Below are 22,048 nucleotides of genomic sequence, written 5' to 3' on the forward strand. Positions count from 1 at the left end.
ATAAAACAAGAAAAAATCATCATATGTATTTTAAGGGGATTGCGAAAAAAATCTACCATTTTGTGCAAAACCACATATTTAATAGAAAGATTCACATAAAGATTATTGAGAATATAGTATTGCTCCCTTAGAAAAATAGTACTATACTGAATTTGTCTGATGAATTTAGACTTGAGTATAAATGCCCTTGAGTATAAATAATAATATAATTAAATGGTCAAAAGGTATCATAAGATAGGAGGAAATAACAAACTATGTCTTCAAAAAAAGATGCGATGAAAAAGAAATTGGAAAACATGCATTTGGGTGAAAGGATTAACTATGGCTATAGAATGGTTATTACCATGATGCTTATTTCGGGACTGCTTTCGATTGCGGTCATTGGTGTGTTGTTTTTCAATATGTTAAACTATGTAAACAAGGTAAATGCTGCCGATCAGGCGGTTAAGACATGTAGAATAAATGTAAATGCAGCGGCTAGAAATGTAAGAGAGATGGCACTTAATCCTGACAAATCAACATATGACGACTATGAGCAGGGCGCAAAAGAAAAGCTTGAAGATGTTGATGTGCAGTTAAAAACAATAAAAAAATCAGGTATCGTTCCTGAGAATCAGTATAATGAATATTCAAAGGCTCTTTCTGACTGGGCGAATATCGGATACTCAATCATGGATAAGATTAAAGCCGGACAGAAGGATGAGGCTGTTGATCAGATTATCAATGAGTGTACACCAAAGTTAAATAAAACAGTTGAGCTTGCAAAGGAAATCAACAAGCTGACTGACGAAAGAAGCCATCAGGCAGTTGTAAGGACATATGTATGTGCTGCAGTCGGACTCATAGTCATCATTATCTGTCTGATATGTGCATGGCAGTTGACAAAGAGAACAGGAAAGATCGTGCTTGATACAATCCTTGAGCCATTACATGCAATCGAGGAAGTGGCAAAGGAGCTGACAGAAGGAAATCTTCACAGCACACTTGATTACCGTTCAGAGGATGAAATCGGTAGATTGGCACACAGCATGAGAAAGTCTATCCGTATTCTCGGCTCATATGTGGATGATATAGACAGGTCGATGAAGCTCTTTGCGGACGGACATTTTGATGCACAGCCGGAAGTAGAGTGGAGAGGCGATTTTGTAGGTATTTTACATTCATTTATGGAATTTGAAAAAAGTATGGCAGTCACCATAAAGGGAATCCAGAATGTATCAAGCGAGGTTTCAAGTGCGGCAGAGCAGGTAGCTGCAAGCTCAAATGACCTTGCAGACGGTGCAACCAATCAGGCTGCGGTTGTAGAGGAACTGACAGCGACGGTTGAGGGAGTTTCAGAGCAGGTGGAGCAGAATTCAAAGAGTGCAAAGGAAATCAGTGGAAGAGTGGATGAGCTTGGAGGTGCAATTTGGGAAAGCAATGGAAAGATGCAGGAGATGGTTACATCTATGCATGAAATAAACGAAGCCTCTAAACAGATAGATCAGATTATATCAACCATTAATGAGATTGCATCACAGACCAACCTGCTTGCATTAAACGCTTCTATTGAGGCAGCAAGAGCAGGGGAGGCAGGAAAAGGCTTTGCGGTTGTGGCAAATCAGGTAAATATGCTTGCCGATCAAAGTGCACAGGCTGCAAAGGAATCAGCTGCGCTTATAGAGACATCTGTGCAGGCTGTTGAAAAAGGCATGAATATTGCAGAGCAGACAGCTTCACAGCTTGAAGAAGTAGCAGAGAACTCTAAGGTGATTACAAAAGAGGTGACTAATATAGCTGATACACTGGAGACCCAGACCAGTGAGATCAAGCAGATTAACGAAGGAATTGAGCAGATCAATGATGTTGTACAGACCAATTCAGCAACATCACAGGAGTGTGCGGCTGCGAGCCAGCAGATGAGCAGTGAATCAGAAAATCTGAGTGAAATGATAGCAAAATTCAAAATCTCAGACATTGAAGAGTAATATAATAGAAGGTGAAATTTAATGAGGGCTTTTGATGCATATAAAATACTTGACGAGCAGGAGGCAGGAAGTCTGATAGACTTAATTGCACCTTGTATGGATGATTATCTGTATATTATAGATTTAAAGAATGATACACTGAGGATATCACAGTCAGCGGTAGAGCGTTTTATGCTTCCTGATAAATTTATGAATGATGCAACAAAGCATCTTCGTACATTGGTTTATGAGAAAGACCGTAAGCTGCTCGAAAATCACAAGCGTAAAATATATGATGGAAAAGAAAAAAGGTACAACGTGCTATGTCGTTTGATGAACAGCAAAAATCTCCCGGTATGGATTAACTGCCGTGGGGAGGTCATCAATGACGAGGCGGGGAAACCACGATATATTATAGGCTGCATGAACGAGACAGGAACAAGGCAGCGAGCTGACAATATCAGTGGGCTGTTAGGTGAAAAGGAGATGGCATCATATCTCTATTCACAGCCTAAAGAGAAGCTGTCAGGTTATTTCATACAGATTGGAATTGACGATTTTGGGATAATCAATAATGTTCAGGGTCAGATATATGGCAACTACATACTTAAAAGAGTGGCCGAATGCATAGCAGAATGTCTCTCAAGCGGTCAGAGAATATATCATCTTGTTACAGATAAGTATATGCTTGTGGATATGCTTAGCAAATCGCAGGATGATGTGGTGCAGTTGTTCAAAAGGATAGGTGAAAAAATTGATGAGTTTATAGTTGATGAAAACTATAAATCAATCTTTTCGATTTCTGCCGGAGTGACAGATATATCAACACTGGCAGAGGACGCAATAGAGTGCAGGAAAAAGTCGGATTTTTCTTTAAAATGCGCAAAAAAAAGAGGCGGAGGAAGCCTTTATTTCTTCGAGGAAGAGGATTATAAAGTGTCATTGCGCAAAAATACCATCCTGAGTGCGCTTCGTAGCGCAACTGTAAATGATTTTGAAGGCTTTGAGGTATATTATCAGCCTATCTTAGATAGTGCTGATCGAATAATCGGTGCAGAGGCACTTTTACGGTTTTTCATGCATTCGGATGAGGGCGATGAAATGATTTCCCCGGTTGAGTTTATTCCTTTACTGGAGAAGAGCAGGCTCATCATTCCGGTTGGAGAGTTTGTATTGAACGAAGCAGCAAAAATGTGCCGTGAAATGCAGCAGTATATTGCGGATTTCAGGGTAAATATCAATGTATCATATATACAGATTATGCGTGGAAGTATGGCAAATAAAATCCTTACTGCTATCCGGGCAAACAATCTGAGACCTGAATCCATCTGTATCGAAATGACAGAGAGTGGATTCATGGATATGACGCCATGTTTTTGCAGCTTCAGGAAAAAGCTTGATGAGAATAATATCCAGTTCATAATAGATGATTTTGGAACAGGCTATTCAAATCTTCGCTATATCAGTGAGATGAACCCGGACTATGTAAAGATAGATAAGGATTTTACGGCAAGGGCGATGAGCAGTGAGAAGGACTATGAGCTGTTCAGAAAGATTATAGAGATGGTTCACAGTATAAATATAAAAATCTGCATTGAGGGAATTGAGAAGGAAGAGTGGGCTTGCGCAATGAAAGAAATCCATGTAGATTATATGCAGGGATATCTGTATGGCAGACCATGCGAAAAAGGCGTTTTTTTAAACAACTATGGGATATAAGGAATATTTTCCGGGAGTTACAGACAAAAAGAATGCCAATGAAATATTTGAAAGAATATTTAAACGTACAGAAAAACTAAACATCAAGGTATTGGGCAACAGGAGGCAAATCACATGCAAAATTCCAAAGAAAAAACTCTTTCCCAAAGGATTGCAGAGAGAATTATCAAATACATACTGGAGGAAAATCTGCAGCCGGGTGACAAGCTTCCGAACGAAACCGTAATGTGTGAACGGCTGAATGTTGGAAGAAGCTCTCTGCGTGAAGCTATGCGAGCACTCGCATCACGTAATGTGATCACCATACGCCAAGGCTCCGGTTCATATGTTTCCGCCACTCCCGGGATGATTGATGATCCATTCGGCCTGACCTTTGTTGAAGATAAACAAAAGATGATTAAAGATCTGATGGAAATCAGATTTCTAATCGAACCATCCATAGCTGCCATGGCCGCTATCCGTGCAGATGAGACAGATATCAAAAACATACTTACTGCATGTGAAAATACCGAAAAGCTCCTTCTTGCAAATAAAAATCACGCTGAAAAGGATATAGCATTTCATACTGCTATTGCCTTAAGCAGCAAAAATATAGTTGTTCCAAAGCTGGTTCCTATCATCAACAGTTCAATTCCTCTGATCCGTGAGTCTGCAAAATTCACCATGCGTGATGAAACCATCGAAATTCATCGTGAAATTGCAGATGCAATTGCAGCCCACGATGCCGTCCGTGCCCACGATGCGATGTATCTGCATCTGATCTACAACCGGAAGCATATAAAATCCATAAATTAATGACTGTCCGGTTATCACCGGCCACACTGCGATGTGACCGGCAGTACCATATTTTATGGTTCTGGCGCTTGAAATAGTCGCCCAGCAACCTGTTTACATTATACATCATAAGTCATTTTGGTTGGAATGTCAAAGTATTGCTAATGATAAAACAAAAAGTTGATATATTACTACATAAGAAAGAAGGATGAAATTATGTATGAAATGAAACCAGAATATTATATCGGAATAGATATGATTGATGAAGAGCACAAGCAGTTATTTAAATATGCAGATGAAGCATATGAACTGCTGCATGATGAGTTTACACCGGATAAATATGATAAGATGGATATCATCTTGGAGAAGCTCCGCGACTACACAGTAAAGCACTTTGCTGACGAGGAGCAGTACATGGAATCAATACATTACAAGAAGATGTTTACACAGAAGGTTCAGCATATGGAATTTGTACAAAAGCTGGATGAGTTCATTGAGCATCATAGTGATGAGGAGATAGATCAGGATGAGCAGATCATGGGAATCCTCAAGTATCTCACAGACTGGCTGATAAACCATATCCTGTATGTTGACTGTCAGATACCGAAGCCACAATAAAGTACCTGAGTTTTAGCAAAGAGTAAGTACCGCAGGTCGCCGTCTGCCGTGGTAGCGCACATACTCCCCGTAAGCGAATAGCGAAGCGGCTTAGATACTGTAGAAATTATGCCGTGAAACACAGAAATGCCCAGCCATGGACGGCTGGGCAAGGCGTTATGCGCCATGGACGGCGCATAAAAGCCGGTTTCGTCAAGCATAGAAAGACTGTAAGCATAATTTCGTACAGAATCTTAGCCGCGCAGCGTAGCTTACGGGGAGTATGTGCGCTGCCACGGCAGGCGGTGGCATGCGGTCCGTAATTTTATAGAAAAATATAGCGTAATCAGCATATATTTGGTATAATTTGGATATGAAAAATAAGCGAAGATTTGCAATGGTCTCAGTTTCAGTAATCGTAGTAGCATTGATTCTCGAGGCGGGAATTTTGAAATATGTAAATGATGCAAATGCATATAAGCTATCAAAGGTGCTTCTGGATCGTGTTTTCACTGTGCTCGATAAAAATGACCAGAGTGAGGAGGAGCTTATAGAATCGTTAAAGGACGATTATATAGTCAGGGCAAAAGCAGTGTCATATATCGTAGATGCAAAGCCACAGGTAGAAAATGATGTGGAGGAATTGCAAAAGATAGCAAAGCTGATGTCGGTAGATGAGATACATCTGTTTGATGAAACAGGTTGTATAACCAGCGGCAGCGTGCCAAAATACTTTGGCTACAGCTTTGATTCGGGGACTCAGATGTCATATTTTAAACCAATGCTCACCGATAAGAGCCTTACGATGTGTCAGGATGTCACACCGAATACATCAGAGGGAAAGGCAATGATGTATGCCATTACCTGGAATGAGGCTGGCACAATGATGGTACAGGTGGGTTTGAAGCCGCAAAGGCTCTTAGATGAATTGAAGCAGAATGAAATATCTACAGTGGTTTCTGACATGCCTGTGTACAAGGGCATGGAACTTTATGTGGCAGATGCAGATACAGAACTGGTTAAGGGGGCCACAGATTGTGACAAAATAGGAAAAACCTTCCACGATTTAGGCCTTCCAACAGATATTAAGGAAAGCGATAAGCCAACAGTAAGGCAGATTAGCGTAAATGATTCAGGCTGCAGATGTGTAATCAGGAGAGGTGACAAATATATAGTGGCTGTCACCATTGACAAATCCTTTTATATGACGAACAGCGTAGTAGCACTGCTTGTAGTTGGCATATATCTTATACTCGCATCGTGCTGTATTATGTATATGTTTTCGAAGATTATGAAGGAAAAATATGAGAAAGAAAAGCTGTTGTATATATCGAATACTGATGCACTTACAGGGTGCCTGAACAGACATGCCTATGAGACAGATATCAATAAGCTTGATTTGAAAAAAGAGTGGATATATATATCACTTGATTTAAACAGCTTAAAGCATGTAAACGATACATATGGACATGCTGCGGGTGATGAGATGATTTGCGCAGCCGCAACATGCATGATGGCAAGCTTTGGTGAGTTTGGCAGGGTGTACAGAATAGGCGGAGATGAGTTTGCTGTGATAATTACACAAAAGCCGGATGAGCTTGATGCTATGACAAAGCATTTCGACAGCAGTGTAGCCGAATGGAGAGGAAAAATCGTCGATTCCATGACCATCTCATACGGATGTGTAAGAAGTCTGGAGGAAGACTGGGAGTTTGTATACGATATTGCGAAGGAAGCAGACAGGAGAATGTATGCAAGCAAGGCGCGCTATTACAGTGACAGTGACATAGACAGGAGAAAGTAAATTAAAATAAAGATTCCACCAATACGGATATGGTATTGATGGAATCTTTTAAGTGGGAAAATAAATAATTAGTGGAACAGCTCTACAATAAATACCGCCACACAGGAAGCCACGGCGACGGTTGTAAGCCCCTTGCCCTTTAATGCAAATATCACTGCCGCGATAAGTCCTGCTGCTGCACCAACCCACCAGTTAGTAGCATAAAACACTGCCGGAATAGTCATGGCGGTTAAAACTGCATACGGAATATAGTATAGAAAAGATCGCACGAAGCTGTTGTTGATCTTTTCTTTTATTGCGATAAAAGGAATAACGCGGATCAGATATGTGGAGCCCGCGAGTATGAGTAAATATATAAAAAATACACTGTTTTTCATTATGTAAAATCTCCTTATACGCTTATTATCAAATATTTAATAAATCATTCCTTATCAGTATCATCTGCAACCGGAAACAGCAGCGAACCGATAACTGCAGCCACAATGGCTACAACAGTGATGGTGATACCGCTTGAAATCCTTGACAAAAACGGTATGTAGTAAAACATGCAGCTAAGCACGAGTGCAAGCAGCACAACAAACACGACCGCACGCGATTTCTTCATCTCAGGAACCACGATAGCCACGAACATGCCATAAATAGCAAGACTCAGCGCACTCATAAGCCTATCCGGCAGGATGCTTCCCAGTATAGCACCTATCAGCGTACCGACAGCCCAGCCGATGTATGGAAGAGTTGAAAGTCCTGCAAAAAAGCTTCTGCTCACAGAATCCTCCTGGCTTGCCACGGCAAAAATTTCATCAGTCATCATAAAGCCGAGTATCCATCTTGAAATTCCGCTAAATCTGGAATCAGCCTTCTGACCAACCGAAATCGACATAAAGGAATATCTTATATTAATAGTAATCTGCGAAATAAGCATCTGGAAATACTGTCCCGGATGCATCATTATTCCAATGCCTGCAAACTGTCCGGCAGATGTGACAGTGGTCATCGAAATGAGCACAGCCTGCCACCAGGATAGTCCATATGACACCGCCATAATTCCAAAAGTAAATGAAACTGACAGATATCCCAGCGCAATCGGGATTCCTGCTGTCAGTCCTCGTTTATAGTTTTCCATTCTAAATTCTCCTTAGCATAATACAACAACATGTTATTCTAGCACAAATTTCATGAAAATGCACTTTCAAATTGTATGTACCACTTTACAATCTTGCAGTTGCGCATCATGTAACTGCATAAAGACCGGTAATAATAATTGTAATTTGCCCATCAATCCGCTATACTGTAGCTAAGTACAGCGGATTGATGGATTTCGTGGAGGTTCATATGGTAAGCACTTACCTAGGTTTTGGAAAATACATTTGTATTGTAGTGAGGTGAAATTCATTCAAGGCTAATCTAACAGGAGGAGTAGATTTTGTATGCTGAATATATTTTATGGAGATATGAAAGAAGCAGTATATAATACGGCAGCGTATTTTAAATATGATTATGAAGATAACTGGATTACAGATCCATTTGTGAAGAAAATGATAAAGGATGTGGATCAGTCGATTGTTTTGGACAGTGGAGTAATCGACAGCCCAGTGTTAGGAAAAATACCGCCTACGGGGTTATCAGGTGGTGTTAAAACATTGATTTTGGTGAAGTTTGAAAAAAATAAAATTTTCAATGCATCGACCTGTGGAGATAATTGTGCAAAATGGTTATTAAAAATTGCAGAAACAGAAGACAGAACAATAAACTTACGTCATTTGATGAAATTTGAAGTTGAACCGTTTGACATCCGAATCCTTAACACGAATGAAATTGTACATACCATGGAAGAACTGGTATCAATTGCAGGTGAATTTGTTTGATGGCAGGAGGATACGATGAAAGGAAAACATAAAGTTATTGTATCAACAAAACGTTTAAAGTATGAATTTGAACTTCGGAGAAATCTGACGATTATCCAGGGAGACAGTGCAACTGGAAAAACTACACTTGTAGATATGATTCGTGATTTCGTGAATAATCCAACCGGCACACCTGTAGAGGTGATATGTGATAAAAAATGTCATGTGGTTGAAGGAAGTTTATGGAAAGAGCAGTTGTCAGGCATATCAGACTGTATTGTATTTATTGATGAGGGAAATGAATTCATAACGACAGTAGATTTTGCAGATAAAATTCAAAAAACAGATAATTATTATGTAATTGTTACTAGGGAAGCTTTACCAGCATTGCCATATAGCGTAGAAGAAATCTATGGAATTCGTACATCTGGAAGATATGGGACATTGAAACAAAGTTATCATGAATTCTATCGGATATATGGAACAGATACATATGAAGATAAAGTGAGTCCGGAGATTATTATTACGGAAGACAGCAATTCAGGATATCAATTTTTTGAACATGTATGTATAGAAAATGGTTTGAAATGTGAATCTATGAATGGAAAATCAAATGTCTTTCATTATCTGAACAAACATAAAGGTGAAAAAATACTTGTCATTGCAGATGGGGCGGCATTTGGTTCCGAGATTGACAGGGTGTTGCAGGTTATCCATGGCAGAAAAAATGTGGCCTTATATTTGCCTGAATCATTTGAATGGATGATTATGGATGCCGATATTTTAAAGAATAATACAGTAAGAAGCATATTGAGTAATCCATCAGAGTATGTAGAGAGCAAGCTTTATTTCAGTTGGGAAAGGTTTTTTACAGCTATTCTGATTGAACAAACAAAAGACACCTATTTGGCATATGCAAAACGTAAATTAAATCCGGCATATTTAAGTGGAGCAATTAAAGAGTCGATTTTAAGAAAAATGAACATAATTGATCTGAATAAGAAAGATGAATAAATATTAAGAAAAAATAGAGGAATGGTTAAATGAAGGTTGTAGTAGCAATTGATTCATTTAAAGGAAGCATGACAAGCATGCAGGCAGGGATGGCATGCAAAGAAGGCATATTGGCGGCAATACCGAAAGCAGATGTGGTGGTCAGATCACTTGCAGATGGTGGCGAGGGAACTGTAACCGCTTTGGTAGAGGGCATGAATGGCACATATGAACATGTTGATGTAACAGGACCGATGGGACAAAAGGTGCACGCGACATATGGAGTACTTGAGGATGATACGGCTGTTATGGAAATGGCAGAAGCATCAGGAATCACACTTGTTGAAGGTAAACCTGATCCATGGAAAGCGACCTCATTGGGTGTGGGAGAGATGATATTGGATGCCGTGCACAAGGGCTGTCGGAATTTCATAATCGGAATAGGCGGAAGCGCAACCACTGAGGGCGGCATAGGAATGCTGATGGCGCTCGGCTATGAGTTTTATGATGAGGATGACAATATTCTTCCACCGGTATTTGGCTCGCTTGCAAGGGTAAGAAAGATCAAGGCTGATAAGGTCCCTTCAGAATTGAAGCAGTGTCATTTCAAAATAGCATGTGATGTTACTAATCCACTGTGCACAGAGCAGGGCTGCGTATACATTTTTGGAAAGCAAAAGGGCGTACAGGAGCATGAAAAGGCACAGATGGATAAAATGATGAGACAGTATGCAGACTGTGTTGAGGAGTATGCGGGAAAACGTTTTAGCGAGACACCGGGAGCAGGCGCTGCGGGAGGTCTTGGGTTTGCTTTTCTATTTGGACTTGAGAACGTGGAGCTTAAATCCGGCATAGATATAGTGCTAAACGCAATACAGCTTGACAAGGAACTGAAAAATGCCGATATCGTAGTGACCGGAGAGGGCAGGCTTGATGGACAGAGCGCCATGGGAAAGGTGCCTGTCGGAGTGGCAAAAGCAGGCAGAAAAAACGGCTGTAAAGTAATCGCACTTGCAGGGAGTGTCACTGACGATGCAGTGGCATGTAATAAAGAAGGCATAGATGCGTTTTTCCCTATTATAAGAGGGGCAACAACGCTTAATGAGGCTATGGATATCAAAAATGCTCAAAAAAATATGAAAAACACTGCAGAACAGGTTTTCAGGCTTATTGACATCAGCTCGCTTATGGAATAATATATGTTAGTAAAATTATGCGTGGTGCAGGGGCGTGATGAGACATAAAAGCCCTGTATATCATAGAATATTTCAATAAAAAAGGAGAAAAGCAATGGCTAAGGAGAAAAAATTAGTAGAGGCCATCACTTCCATGGAGGAAGATTTCACACAATGGTATACAGACGTTGTGAAGAAAGCAGAGTTGATGGATTATTCATCTGTAAAGGGATGTATGATCTTTAAGCCCAATGGTTATGCCATCTGGGAGAATATACAGAAAAATCTCGATGCAATGTTCAAAGAGACAGGTGTAGAGAATGTATACATGCCAATGTTCATTCCGGAGAGCCTGCTCCAGAAGGAAAAGGATCACGTAGAGGGCTTTGCACCTGAGGTCGCATGGGTCACACAGGGCGGACTTGAGACACTTCAGGAGAGACTTGCAGTAAGACCTACATCAGAGACACTTTTCTGCGAGCTTTTCAGCAAAACAGTACAGTCACACAGAGACCTTCCAAAGGTATATAACCAGTGGTGCTCAGTAGTGCGCTGGGAGAAGACAACACGTCCATTCCTCCGCTCATCAGAGTTCTTATGGCAGGAGGGACATACTGTTCATGCAACAGCCGAGGAGGCAGAGGCACGTACAGTACAGATGTTAAACATCTATGCGGATTTCTGTGAGAAATATCTTGCAATCCCTATGGTAAAGGGAAGAAAGACAGACAAGGAGAAGTTCGCCGGAGCAGAGGCTACATACACAATAGAGGCACTCATGCATGACGGAAAAGCACTCCAGTCAGGAACCTCACACAACTTTGGTGACGGCTTCCCTAAGGCATTCGGCATCCAGTACACAGACAAGGACAATAAATTACAGTACTGTCATGAGACATCATGGGGCGTTTCAACACGTCTTATCGGAGCTATCATCATGGTTCACGGAGATGACTCAGGACTCGTGCTTCCACCAAAGATTGCACCAACACAGGTTATGGTCATTCCAATCCAGCAGCAGAAGGACGGCGTCCTTGACAAGGCATACGACCTCAAGGACAAGCTCTCAAAGGATTTCCGTGTGAAAATCGATGCAACCGACAAGACACCTGGCTGGAAGTTCGCAGCACAGGAGGTTCAGGGAATCTCAACACGTATCGAGATTGGACCAAAGGATATCGAGAAAAACCAGTGCGTTATCGTCCGCCGAGACACAAGAGAGAAAATCGTTGTCTCACTTGATGAGGTCAATGAGAAGCTCGCAGAGGTACTTGAGACAATGCAGAATGACATGCTCGAGAAGGCAAAGGCATTCCTTGCAAGCCATATAAACGATGCACACGACTACAATGAGTTCAAGGCAATCGCAGAGACAAAGCCTGGCTTTATCCGTGCTATGTGGTGTGGAGACGAGGCCTGCGAGAATAAAATCAAAGAGGACACAACAGTTACAAGCCGTTGTATGCCATTTGGTGACCAGGAGCAGATTTCCGACGTATGCGTATGCTGTGGAAAGCCGGCGCATAAGCTCGTATACTGGGGCAAGGCATATTAAATTCGCGCCTACGAGAATTTATTTCGCGAATTAATCATTACTTTTGTATATTATTATGATAAACAGCTCGCCGGAGGGGCGCATTGACGCAGCATACGGCTGTGGCGCATGCTCGATTTACGACGTGTCGTGTGTGAGAGTTAATGCCACCTGCGGCTGAAGCTGGCGCAAAAAATACTCGTTCAAGCGTAAGCGCGTTTGATTTTTTAGCGCCTAATAAGCTCTGCCGCAGGAGGTATTTACTCTCACCAGACTAAGGAGTTATGAGAGCATGTGTCACAGTTGTATGCTGTGGCAATGTGCCCCTCCGGCGAGCGTCATTTAGAATAAAAAAGGAGAATCCAACGATGCGCATAGATTTACCGCAGAATGTCAACTTCATAATAGACACGCTCTACGAGCATGGCTTTGAGGCATATGCGGTAGGTGGATGCGTGCGTGACAGTCTCCTGGGCCGGGTGCCACAGGACTGGGATATCACCACATCTGCAAAGCCTGCGCAGGTCAAAGCGATATTTGACCATACGATAGACACAGGTATCCAGCATGGCACAGTCACGGTCATGCTGGAGCATGTGGGCTATGAGGTCACCACCTACAGGATAGACGGAGAGTACGAGGATGCACGCCATCCAAAGGAGGTTACCTTTACCTCCAATCTGAAGCTTGATCTGGAGAGGCGCGACTTCACAATCAATGCCATGGCATATAATCATAGGGCAGGGCTTGTCGATGAATTTGACGGCATAGCAGATTTAAAAGCACATGTGATCAGATGTGTGGGCTGTGCACACGACAGGTTCAGTGAGGATGCACTCAGGATGTTTCGTGCGGTGCGATTTGCAGCCCAGCTTGGCTTTGATATAGAGGCACAGACTAAAGCAGCCATAAAAGAGCTTGCCCCTGCCTTGTCAAAGGTCAGCGCAGAGCGAATCCAGGTGGAGCTTGTGAAGCTTCTGACATCAGACCATCCGCAGATGATGAGAGATCTGTATGAGCTTGGACTCACAGCGGTATTCATGCCGGAGTTTGATGTGATGATGCAGACACCTCAGCACAATAAGCACCATATGTACAGTGTCGGCGAGCATACGCTTCATACCTTGGAGCATGTGCGAGCGGACAAAATCCTAAGGCTTACTATGCTGCTTCATGATGTGGCAAAGCCTGTGTGCATTACGACAGATGAGGAAGGCCAGAATCATTTCAAGAAGCATCCTGTTGTGGGAGCTGATATGACAAGAAAGATACTCAGGCGCCTTAAGTTTGATAACAGGACTACAGACTGTTGCTGTAAGCTCGTAAAAGAGCATGATGACCGTCCGGCCATCACAGAGCGCAATGTAAGGCGTGCCATAAGCCGCATAGGAACAGAGCTTTTTCCGCTGTTGTTTGAGGTGAAAAGAGCCGATACACTCGGACAGAGCATGTATAAGCGCGCAGAAAAGCTTGAATACATCGCAGAATATGAGAGTGTATACAGGAAAATCCTCGCAGACCACCAGTGTGTATCAAAAAAGGAAATGAAAATAAATGGCAGCGACCTGATTAAAATGGGAGTAGAGCCGGGACCGAAGCTTGGCGATATCCTGGACAGGCTTTATGAGCAGGTGCTTGATGACCCATCGCTCAATGAAGCACAAAAACTTAAAGAGCTTGCGAATAAAATAATAACCTCTCTCATATGATTAAAAAGCATCTTAATAGTTATGATGCATTAATTATATGAGGGGGGATTTTTTTGTATAATCAGCCGGAAGTGGCTTTGGAAAAATATGAGCTTACAGTAAGCAGGATAATAAAGGGCAGAGGAGCATATATATGTGACACAGGCATCGGGCAGAAGCTGCTCGTGCCGTACAGAGGGCATGAGCAAAGGGCATGCACCCTGCGGGATACGCTGGCATTTATCCAGAGAAACGGTATGGATGTGGAGCAGATATCACAGACAAAGGAGCAGTGTATCATATCGCGAGATAACTGTGAGGACGCATACATATTGAAGGATTACAGAGCAGGCAGAGAGTGCAGCACGGACAGCATAGATGATATGCGTGGCGGCAGCAGGGCATTAGCGCAGCTGCACAATATATTGGAAAAGTATCCGCTGCCTTCGGATATCGAGGTAGAAAGCCTGTACGAAAAAGCTCAGCGCAAATGTGCGCAGATAGTAAAGCTTAAAAACTACATACTGCGTCGCAGCAAGACAAATGCTTTTGAGCATCTGTTTTATGAATGCTATGAGAGATTCTTAGAGCAGGGACAGAAATCGGCGGAAATATTGTGTGAGCTGGAAAATAGTAAAACGTCGGTTCCGATATACTGTCACGGAGCCTTCAACCAGCACAATGTCGTGTATACACAGTCCGGAAGATGGCTCCCTGTCAATTTCGAGACCATGCATCCGGGATATCCGGAAACTGATCTTGCGGAGTACATGCGCAAGATGCTCGAAAAAAATCACTGGGATACAGCGGTTGCAGATGCAATTCTTGACAGCTATTGCAGCGTAAGAAGTCTTGATGATACATCAATGAGACTGCTTCAAGCACTGCTTTTGTTTCCTGAAAAATTTTGTAAGCTCTGCAATCACTATAGCAACTCGCGCAAGTCATGGGTATGCGACCGCGATGTGGATAAGCTTGCACAGCTCATACAGCTAAGTGGGGAGCGCGAGGAGTATCTGCATGCCCTGCAAGCCATAGTGTAAGCAGTAATGCATATATATAGTGAATTTAATTGAAAAGTAAATGACTATACGATATATTATTATTGTAGAAAAACGTTTAAAGCCAGCTATTAAAGGAAATACAGATGAAGAAATTTAAAAGATTATTTTGCATAGTATGCATGCTTGTGCTGTTACTTGCAGCATGTGGAAAACAGGACACGGATGATGGTGTAAAAAAATTCTATAACAGCATGAATGATACGACGGAGGCCGTGGGAGAAAGCACGCAGTCCGGTTTGAAAGCTGCTGCGGAGGAAAACGGAAAGTCCGTTAAGAAAAGTTCAGATATTCTCATAGTATCGGACATAAACAGTGCCAATGAGACAATCAGGGTATACAATTACTCGACGGGAGTGCAGTATCAGTATTACTATGGGCTGACCACCGGCTTTTTTGACAAATATGGCAATCACATGTCAGTTTCAGACATACATCAGGGTGATGTGGTTGACATATCAGGGGCAGATTCAGACGGCAAGGCAAAGCGGATACAAAAATCCGATAAGGTGTGGACAAACGACGCAGTGACCAATTTTTCTGTGGATAAGAATAATAGCGTGCTTGAAATCGGAAATAGCAGCTACAGGCTGGATGAGCGCACCATGATATTTTCAGGCTCGGATGTCATAGATACTGACAGCCTAACGGCGCAGGATAAGCTGGCTGTTGTCGGGATTGACAAGGATATAGTGTCAATTTCTGTCACAACAGGGCACGGCACACTGCAGCTTAGCAATACATCGCTGTTTGAGGGCAGCTTTTTGCAGCTCGGAGACAGGATATTTGCAGAAATCACTAAGGATATGTCGCTTGATGTGCCGGAGGGCAGCTATACGCTCGCTGTGGCCAACAACGGCTGGGGAGGCAGCACGGATATTGAGATAAAAAGAGGCGAGACTACAAAGGTAAATTTAAATGATTTAAAGGGTGAGGGTCCTAAAAAGAGCAGCATCCTTTTCGAGGTTGACGTGCAGGGAGCAAAAATATATGTCGATGGCAGTGAAATCGACTATACGAGCCCGGTTGAGATAACATACGGAAAACACACGCTTAAGGTAACAGCCGATGGCTATGACACCTGGACGAGGACGCTTTACGTGAACTCGAAGGAAGCCACCATACAGATTACGATAAACGACAATAAGGACAGCCTCGGCAGTGATTCATCAGGCACCGGAACCGGCAGCACGGACAGCTCGCAGGCCACCGCACAGACTCCTTCAGAGACTGCCTCACAGAGGGCAGATGAGAAGGACAATCAAAGTACATCTAAAAGCACCACCGGCAGCTCGAAGAGCACAAATTCATCACGGCAGACATACAATAAATCCTCTGACAGTTCCAAAAATAGTCTGACAAATAAGGACATATCCGATTATCTTTCAACATTAACCTCTTTATTAAGTTCAAAGTAAGGTTTTAAGAATGGTAAAAGTACATAAAAGCCTAGGAAATAGCGCATTTTCCTTGACAAACCCCATAAAAACAAGTATATATATTCTTGTAGGTAATTTGGGAATACAGCTCGAATTATATAAATTATGAAAATCCAGAGGAGGAATTTTATCATGAACAAAGCAGATTTAGTTGCAGCTATGGCAGAGAAGGCCGGAGTATCAAAGAAGGATGCAGAGGCATCTTTAAAGGCATTCACAGATGTTGTTGCAGAGGAGTTAAAGAAAGGTGAGAAGATCCAGTTAGTTGGATTCGGTACTTTCGAGGTATCTGAGAGAGCAGCAAGAACAGGAAGAAATCCACAGACTGGCGCTGAGATGACAATTGCAGCATCTAAGGCTCCTAAGTTCAAGGCTGGAAAGGCTTTAAAAGATTCTCTTAACTAATAAGTTAGACTATCACGGAGTAGAAGAATGGGTGAAGCCTTTAAGGCTCCGCCCATTTTTGGCTATATCCACTGAAATCAGGGTAATGGTTATGAATTGATTTATTATAGGTAAGACACAGAGGTAACAATGAGATTAGACAAATTTTTGAAGGTATCGCGTCTGATAAAGAGACGTACAGTGGCAAATGAGGCATGTGACGCAGGCCGTGTCACAGTAAACGGCAGACCGGCAAAGGCATCTGTAAATGTCAAGGTCGGAGACATAATAGAGATAGCATTTGGACAAAAGACAGTCAAGGTTAAGGTGTTAAATCTCCTTGACACAACAAAGAAGGAAGAAGCAAAAGATCTTTTTGAGTATATATAGGTTATATTTTCATGAATCCCGGCATATATTTACATATGCGATTCCACAGATGGCATGTATATGTGCGGCTGTCTATGGAGCATATTAAAAATTATGTGAGGGACAGGAAATGGAAGAAATATCAGGCACAAAGAGTCATAAGCTTATCTTGAATAATCGCAGAACAGGCAGCTTTACAGGCATTTTGGATGTGCTCTCCTTTGATGTGGGAGAGATACTTTTGGAGACGGAGCTGGGCATGCTTGACCTAAAGGGCAAGGATCTTCACGTAAACAGGCTAAACCTTGAGAAGGGAGAAGCCGATATAGAAGGTGAGATAGACATGATTACGTATTCGAAGGTACCGGAGGTGACCGGAAAGAAAGATAAAATGTTTGGCAGGATATTCAGATAAGCACCTAAGGAGGAATAATGAGTAAACGTCGTGCAAAGAGAAGGGGCGGAACTTTAAGTGTTTCCATCATAGTTATAGCATTTCTTGTGGTTATGGTAGTCCAGGTTGTGCAGCTAAAGCAGAAGGAATCTACATATGCCGCACAAAAAGCGGAGCTTGAGAAGCAGTATACTAAAGAATCGGAGCGTGCTGATGAGATAGAAAGCATGCAGCAGTATATGCAGAGTGACCAGTACATAGAGGATATAGCAAAGAGCAAGCTGGGGCTTGCGTATGACAATGAAATAATCTTCAAGGAAAAGGACAAATAATTTTTGAAGATATAGTTGCGCTTTTTCGTCAAAACCTTCATTTTTGACCACATATAATCGTTGAAAAAAGATGGAGGCAAAAAGATGAGGATTGCAAATTTAAAAAAGGCTGTGTGGGGGCTTATGGCATTTGCATCCACACTGGTGTGTGTGATGGATTGTTATCCGCTGATACCTGCAGTGTATGGAGTTTATTGTCTGAGCAGTGGGCATACGATTATTTTTTACATAGGATTAATTATTGGAATGGGATACTTTATATCGATACCGTCGATATGTAAGTATCTCTTTATTATTGCGGTGATTTACTTTGGGGAAAGGCTATTTGTGAGAAAAAGCAGTAAAAACGGATGTCTGACAACAGCCGTTGTAGCAGCTTGTGCCACGGCGGTGATGAATCTGTCGGTAACATTTCTGGGAAAGCCGTATACGGATGAGATAGTGTTGTCGGTAGCAGAGAGCCTTGTTGTGTTTTCGATGGCCTTTGTGCTTTGCAGAGCATGCGAATATTTAAGGGCTCTTGAGCACAATGAAAACCCGGTCATAGCAGGACTCCTGCCCGACAGGGAGGAGGCATTTGCCACAGCAGTTTCAGGACTTTCAGGCATTATTTCGACTGCAAACGTCATGGCTGTAAAATGTACGGCAGATAAAATCCCTGATGAGAGTGAGAAAATACAGCTTGAGGTGACAGGGAGACTTTGTGCATGTTGTGAGGGCTGCAGTGTGTGCTGGACAAGCGGGACTTCGATTTCCGACAGTATAAAAATGCTTGCTGATGCAGTGCGCAAACGTATGAAAACAGAGGAAATTGTGCAAAACAGATATGTGGATGGCTGCCCGCACTATACGCGCATGGTGGAAGCCGCCACAGAGGCATTTGCCCGTATTGAGCTAAATGAAGCCTGGTACAGGCGTCTCACGGAAAACAGACGCGTCATAGCCACACAGCTTGACGCTATGGCAGAGCTCATGGATAGCTGGTGCAGGGCTGAAAAATGTATTGATAAAAAAAGAAGGCTGCGTCTTACAAGAGTTTATGTATATACAAAAGAGGCTGGTATACAGGTGGAAAATGCCCATATTTATGAGAACGCAAGGCAGCAGGTATGTATAAAGGCAGATGTCTGCACCAAGATAGATGGCGGGATTGAAATTTCAAAGTATGTGCAGGCGGTTTCACGCGCCATGGGAGTGAAGCTCAGGCAGGCACATGGGACAGTTTCAATAATATCCGATGAGAGGACATCTATTGTGCTTTACGAGGAGAATCAGTTCTATGCACTTTCGGGGGTGGCGACCAAAAAGAAGACCGGCTCTCAGGCAAATGGCGACAGCTGCAGCATGTTTCAGCTGGATGATGGCATGTATCATGTATGTGTATCCGATGGCATGGGCTCGGGCAAGCAGGCGCAGGCCGAGAGCACACTGGTGGTGGATTTGCTTGAAAAGCTTTTGGAGGCCGGCTTTAGCAGGGAAAGTGCCCTAAAGCTGATGAACTCTGCCATGGTCATATCGGCGGGCGAGGAGTCCTATTCCACGGTTGATTTTGCCACAATAGACATGTACACAGGTGAGCTTGAGCTGGCCAAAACAGGCGCCGCACCGTCATTTATCAAATCAGGGAAACAAGTAAGTGTTATAGAAAATGAATCACTCCCGGCGGGGGTCGATGTCTGGCAGGAGAGCAAACATTCAAAAAATACACTTCAAAGTGGCGATTTCCTTGTCATGGTGACGGATGGTGTGCTAGAATATCTGCATGTAAAGGACAGACAGGGGAAACTTATGGATATCATCGCAGGCGTCAAAAGCGACAATGCAGGCGTGATGGCGCAGGAAATTCTGGACAGGGTGCTGCTTGACACAGGTGGATACGCCATGGATGATATGACTGTAGTTGCAATAGGAATCTGGGAAAAATAATGATTAGACGGACAAAAGATTATATTCTGGAAAACAAGATGATAAACAATCACAGCACGGTGCTTGTTGCGCTGTCGGGCGGTGCGGATTCGGTCTGCCTTCTGCTGGTGTTAAATGAGATAAAAAGACAGTGCGCAGATGAGCTTGATTTTGCGCTGGAGGCAGTACATGTGGAGCATGGCATCAGAGGAGCCGAGAGCAGGGAGGATGCGAGGTTTGCGTCAGATATCTGCGAGAGGCTTAACATACCGTGCCATGTGCATTCTGTGGATGTACCGCAATATGCAGCAAGTCATGGACTCGGACTGGAGGAGGCCGCCAGGATATTGCGCTATGAAGCGTTTGAAAAGGAAGTCGCCAGGATATTGCGCTATGAGGCGTTTGAAGAGGGGGCAGGCAGATATCCCTGTGAACCGGCCAATGCATCAGACCAAAAACAGGGTAACAGCAGGCAGGTAGTCGTTGCAGTTGCGCACCATATGGAGGACAACGCAGAGACAGTTCTTTTTCAGATGCTTCGCGGAAGCGGAGCGAAGGGGCTATCTGGCATGCATCCGGTTTCAGTGAAGAACGGTGTCACCTATATCAGGCCGCTTTTATCAGCAACACGCGCACAGATAGAGGAATATCTGAAGGAAAACGGACAGGCTTTTGTCACCGATGCCACAAACACTGACACAGCCTACTCCAGAAACAAGCTGCGCCATGATGTGTTTCCTTTGCTTTTGCAGATCAATGACAGGGCGATAGAGCATATCAATGAGAGCGCAGGACAGCTTGCGGTGATGAATGATTTTTACGAGCAGCAGCTAAAAGAGGCGTGCGACAGCATGGTTTCAAAAAAAGAAGGCAGGGTGATACTTGAAATCAGCCGTTTTGAGTGTCTGCATCCGGCATTAAAAAGCGGAGTGGCGCGCGAGTGTATACATCTGGCGTCAGGGCGGCTCAAGGACATCACGAGCACGCATATCGGTGCCCTTGTGAAGCTTGCAGGGCAGCAGTCGGGCAGAAAAATCAATCTGCCGTATGGTATTATTGCGGAAAAATCATTTGGCGAGGTGATACTCTTCGCCGAAAGGTGTGACGATGAAAAAGAAGAAATTCACATTACGCAAAAAGAGCTTGAGGTACTGAGTGACACGGGAGAGCAAAAAAACATAAAGCTTTCGGCAGATGGCTCATATGTCACACTTTGTATACAAGATTTTAATGGTAAAATGGACGAAATTCCCAAAAAACCATATACGAAATGGTTTGATTATGATAAGATGAAGAAAGGCTTTGAAATAAGAACAAGAAAAGCCGGTGACTATATAATTGTGGATGACGAGGGCCATCATAAGAAGCTGAAGCAGGTATTTACAGGTGATAAAATTCCTGCACAGCAGAGAGCGGGGCTGTGGCTCATAGCCCATGAATCACTGGTGCATGCCATTATCGGATACAGATCCGGCTGCAGCGCACTTGTCACACCACAGACAGGAAAAGTACTTAAGATCACATTTTACGGAGGAAAACAAAATGGATTTTTCAAAAAAATATGATATTTCGGTTTACCTGACAGAGGAGCAGCTCAATAAGCGTATTGCAGAGATTGGAGCGCAAATCACAGAAAAATACAGGGGACAGTCAGTATATCTCATTTGCATACTCAAGGGCTCAATATTCTTTACCACTGAGCTTGCAAAGAGAATTGATTTGCCTATGACTATGGATTTCATGTCGGTATCCAGCTATGGCTCAGGCACAGAGTCATCAGGCGATGTCAAGATTAAAAAGGACCTTGAGCATTCTATCGAGGGAGAGAATGTCATCATCATAGAAGATATCATTGATTCGGGAAATACTCTTAGCAGGCTTTCAAAGCTCCTTGCCAAAAGAAACCCGAAGAGTCTCACAATCTGTACACTTTTGGACAAGCCTGAGCGCCGTGTGGTTGATGATGTAAATGTAGACTACGTGGGCTTTGTGATTCCTGATAAGTTTGTGGTAGGCTATGGCCTTGACTATGATCAGAGGTTCAGAAATCTGCCTTACATCGGCTTCGTCGAGGGCGAAATAAAATAAAA

At 42.9% G+C, this 22,048-nt stretch carries 21 protein-coding genes; 19 read left to right on the plus strand and 2 right to left on the minus strand.

Annotated elements, in window-relative coordinates; genetic code table 11:
- The first annotated feature begins 254 nt into the window (after positions 1 to 254).
- The 5 genes from EUBREC_RS02290 to EUBREC_RS02310 all read left to right on the plus strand — a co-directional run bounded on the left by EUBREC_RS02290 (position 255) and on the right by EUBREC_RS02310 (position 6,840).
- Positions 255 to 1,967 carry a methyl-accepting chemotaxis protein gene (locus EUBREC_RS02290; RefSeq protein WP_012741418.1) on the plus strand — a complete coding sequence of 571 codons (1,713 nt, stop codon included), beginning with the start codon at positions 255 to 257 and terminating at the stop codon, positions 1,965 to 1,967.
- 21 nt (positions 1,968 to 1,988) lie between these two features.
- Positions 1,989 to 3,665 (plus strand): EAL domain-containing protein, encoded by a 1,677-nt coding sequence (locus tag EUBREC_RS02295; protein WP_012741419.1) that lies wholly within the window; start codon positions 1,989 to 1,991, stop codon positions 3,663 to 3,665.
- 114 nt (positions 3,666 to 3,779) lie between these two features.
- On the plus strand, positions 3,780 to 4,460 hold the full coding sequence (locus EUBREC_RS02300) for a FadR/GntR family transcriptional regulator (protein ID WP_012741421.1): 681 nt from the start codon (positions 3,780 to 3,782) through the stop codon (positions 4,458 to 4,460).
- A gap of 195 nt (positions 4,461 to 4,655) precedes the next feature.
- Positions 4,656 to 5,057: a bacteriohemerythrin gene (locus tag EUBREC_RS02305; RefSeq protein ID WP_012741422.1), complete on the plus strand. Its 402-nt coding sequence runs from the start codon at positions 4,656 to 4,658 to the stop codon at positions 5,055 to 5,057.
- A gap of 352 nt (positions 5,058 to 5,409) precedes the next feature.
- Positions 5,410 to 6,840 (plus strand): GGDEF domain-containing protein, encoded by a 1,431-nt coding sequence (locus tag EUBREC_RS02310; RefSeq protein WP_012741424.1) that lies wholly within the window; start codon positions 5,410 to 5,412, stop codon positions 6,838 to 6,840.
- 68 nt (positions 6,841 to 6,908) lie between these two features.
- Here EUBREC_RS02310 and EUBREC_RS02315 read toward each other — a convergent pair whose 3' ends face one another.
- Both EUBREC_RS02315 and EUBREC_RS02320 read right to left on the minus strand, forming a co-directional pair.
- Positions 6,909 to 7,217, minus strand: coding sequence for an AzlD domain-containing protein (locus EUBREC_RS02315; protein WP_012741425.1), 309 nt, complete (start codon positions 7,215 to 7,217; stop codon positions 6,909 to 6,911).
- 44 nt (positions 7,218 to 7,261) lie between these two features.
- Positions 7,262 to 7,963 (minus strand): AzlC family ABC transporter permease, encoded by a 702-nt coding sequence (locus EUBREC_RS02320; RefSeq protein ID WP_012741426.1) that lies wholly within the window; start codon positions 7,961 to 7,963, stop codon positions 7,262 to 7,264.
- 304 nt (positions 7,964 to 8,267) lie between these two features.
- Here EUBREC_RS02320 and EUBREC_RS02325 point away from each other — a divergent pair, with 304 nt between their 5' ends.
- The 14 genes from EUBREC_RS02325 (at position 8,268) to hpt (ending at position 22,046) form a co-directional block, all read left to right on the plus strand.
- Positions 8,268 to 8,705, plus strand: coding sequence for a DUF4869 domain-containing protein (locus EUBREC_RS02325; RefSeq protein WP_012741428.1), 438 nt, complete (start codon positions 8,268 to 8,270; stop codon positions 8,703 to 8,705).
- A gap of 15 nt (positions 8,706 to 8,720) precedes the next feature.
- Positions 8,721 to 9,698 carry a hypothetical protein gene (locus EUBREC_RS02330; protein WP_012741429.1) on the plus strand — a complete coding sequence of 326 codons (978 nt, stop codon included), beginning with the start codon at positions 8,721 to 8,723 and terminating at the stop codon, positions 9,696 to 9,698.
- A 29-nt stretch (positions 9,699 to 9,727) separates the two neighbouring features.
- On the plus strand, positions 9,728 to 10,873 hold the full coding sequence (locus tag EUBREC_RS02335; protein ID WP_012741430.1) for a glycerate kinase family protein: 1,146 nt from the start codon (positions 9,728 to 9,730) through the stop codon (positions 10,871 to 10,873).
- A gap of 94 nt (positions 10,874 to 10,967) precedes the next feature.
- Entirely contained in the window at positions 10,968 to 12,407 is a 1,440-nt protein-coding gene (gene proS / locus EUBREC_RS02340; RefSeq protein ID WP_012741431.1) for a proline--tRNA ligase, read from the plus strand.
- A gap of 347 nt (positions 12,408 to 12,754) precedes the next feature.
- The gene (locus EUBREC_RS02345; protein ID WP_012741432.1) at positions 12,755 to 14,095 is read left to right on the plus strand and encodes a CCA tRNA nucleotidyltransferase; all 1,341 of its coding nucleotides are present in this window, start codon (positions 12,755 to 12,757) and stop codon (positions 14,093 to 14,095) included.
- A 53-nt stretch (positions 14,096 to 14,148) separates the two neighbouring features.
- Positions 14,149 to 15,117, plus strand: coding sequence for a protein kinase family protein (locus EUBREC_RS02350; RefSeq protein WP_041253840.1), 969 nt, complete (start codon positions 14,149 to 14,151; stop codon positions 15,115 to 15,117).
- A gap of 104 nt (positions 15,118 to 15,221) precedes the next feature.
- On the plus strand, positions 15,222 to 16,553 hold the full coding sequence (locus EUBREC_RS02355; RefSeq protein ID WP_041253841.1) for a PEGA domain-containing protein: 1,332 nt from the start codon (positions 15,222 to 15,224) through the stop codon (positions 16,551 to 16,553).
- 153 nt (positions 16,554 to 16,706) lie between these two features.
- Complete coding sequence (locus tag EUBREC_RS02360; RefSeq protein ID WP_015515594.1) at positions 16,707 to 16,979, plus strand: HU family DNA-binding protein; 273 nt, start codon at positions 16,707 to 16,709, stop codon at positions 16,977 to 16,979.
- Between the two features lie 129 nt (positions 16,980 to 17,108).
- Entirely contained in the window at positions 17,109 to 17,348 is a 240-nt protein-coding gene (locus tag EUBREC_RS02365; RefSeq protein WP_012741436.1) for an RNA-binding S4 domain-containing protein, read from the plus strand.
- Positions 17,349 to 17,457: 109 nt separating this feature from the next.
- On the plus strand, positions 17,458 to 17,742 hold the full coding sequence (yabP, locus tag EUBREC_RS02370) for a sporulation protein YabP (protein WP_012741438.1): 285 nt from the start codon (positions 17,458 to 17,460) through the stop codon (positions 17,740 to 17,742).
- Between the two features lie 17 nt (positions 17,743 to 17,759).
- Positions 17,760 to 18,053, plus strand: coding sequence for a septum formation initiator family protein (locus EUBREC_RS02375; protein ID WP_012741439.1), 294 nt, complete (start codon positions 17,760 to 17,762; stop codon positions 18,051 to 18,053).
- 84 nt (positions 18,054 to 18,137) lie between these two features.
- Positions 18,138 to 19,979 carry a SpoIIE family protein phosphatase gene (locus tag EUBREC_RS02380; RefSeq protein WP_041253843.1) on the plus strand — a complete coding sequence of 614 codons (1,842 nt, stop codon included), beginning with the start codon at positions 18,138 to 18,140 and terminating at the stop codon, positions 19,977 to 19,979.
- Complete coding sequence (tilS, locus tag EUBREC_RS02385) at positions 19,979 to 21,523, plus strand: tRNA lysidine(34) synthetase TilS (RefSeq protein WP_012741441.1); 1,545 nt, start codon at positions 19,979 to 19,981, stop codon at positions 21,521 to 21,523. Before EUBREC_RS02380 ends, tilS begins: the two co-directional genes overlap by 1 nt.
- Positions 21,501 to 22,046 carry a hypoxanthine phosphoribosyltransferase gene (hpt, locus tag EUBREC_RS02390; RefSeq protein ID WP_012741442.1) on the plus strand — a complete coding sequence of 182 codons (546 nt, stop codon included), beginning with the start codon at positions 21,501 to 21,503 and terminating at the stop codon, positions 22,044 to 22,046. The genes tilS and hpt overlap by 23 nt, the downstream gene beginning before the upstream one ends.
- The last annotated feature ends 2 nt before the right edge of the window (positions 22,047 to 22,048 follow it).

The sequence above is a fragment of the Agathobacter rectalis ATCC 33656 genome (genome assembly GCF_000020605.1).
Classification (GTDB): Bacteria; Bacillota; Clostridia; order Lachnospirales; family Lachnospiraceae; genus Roseburia; species Roseburia rectalis.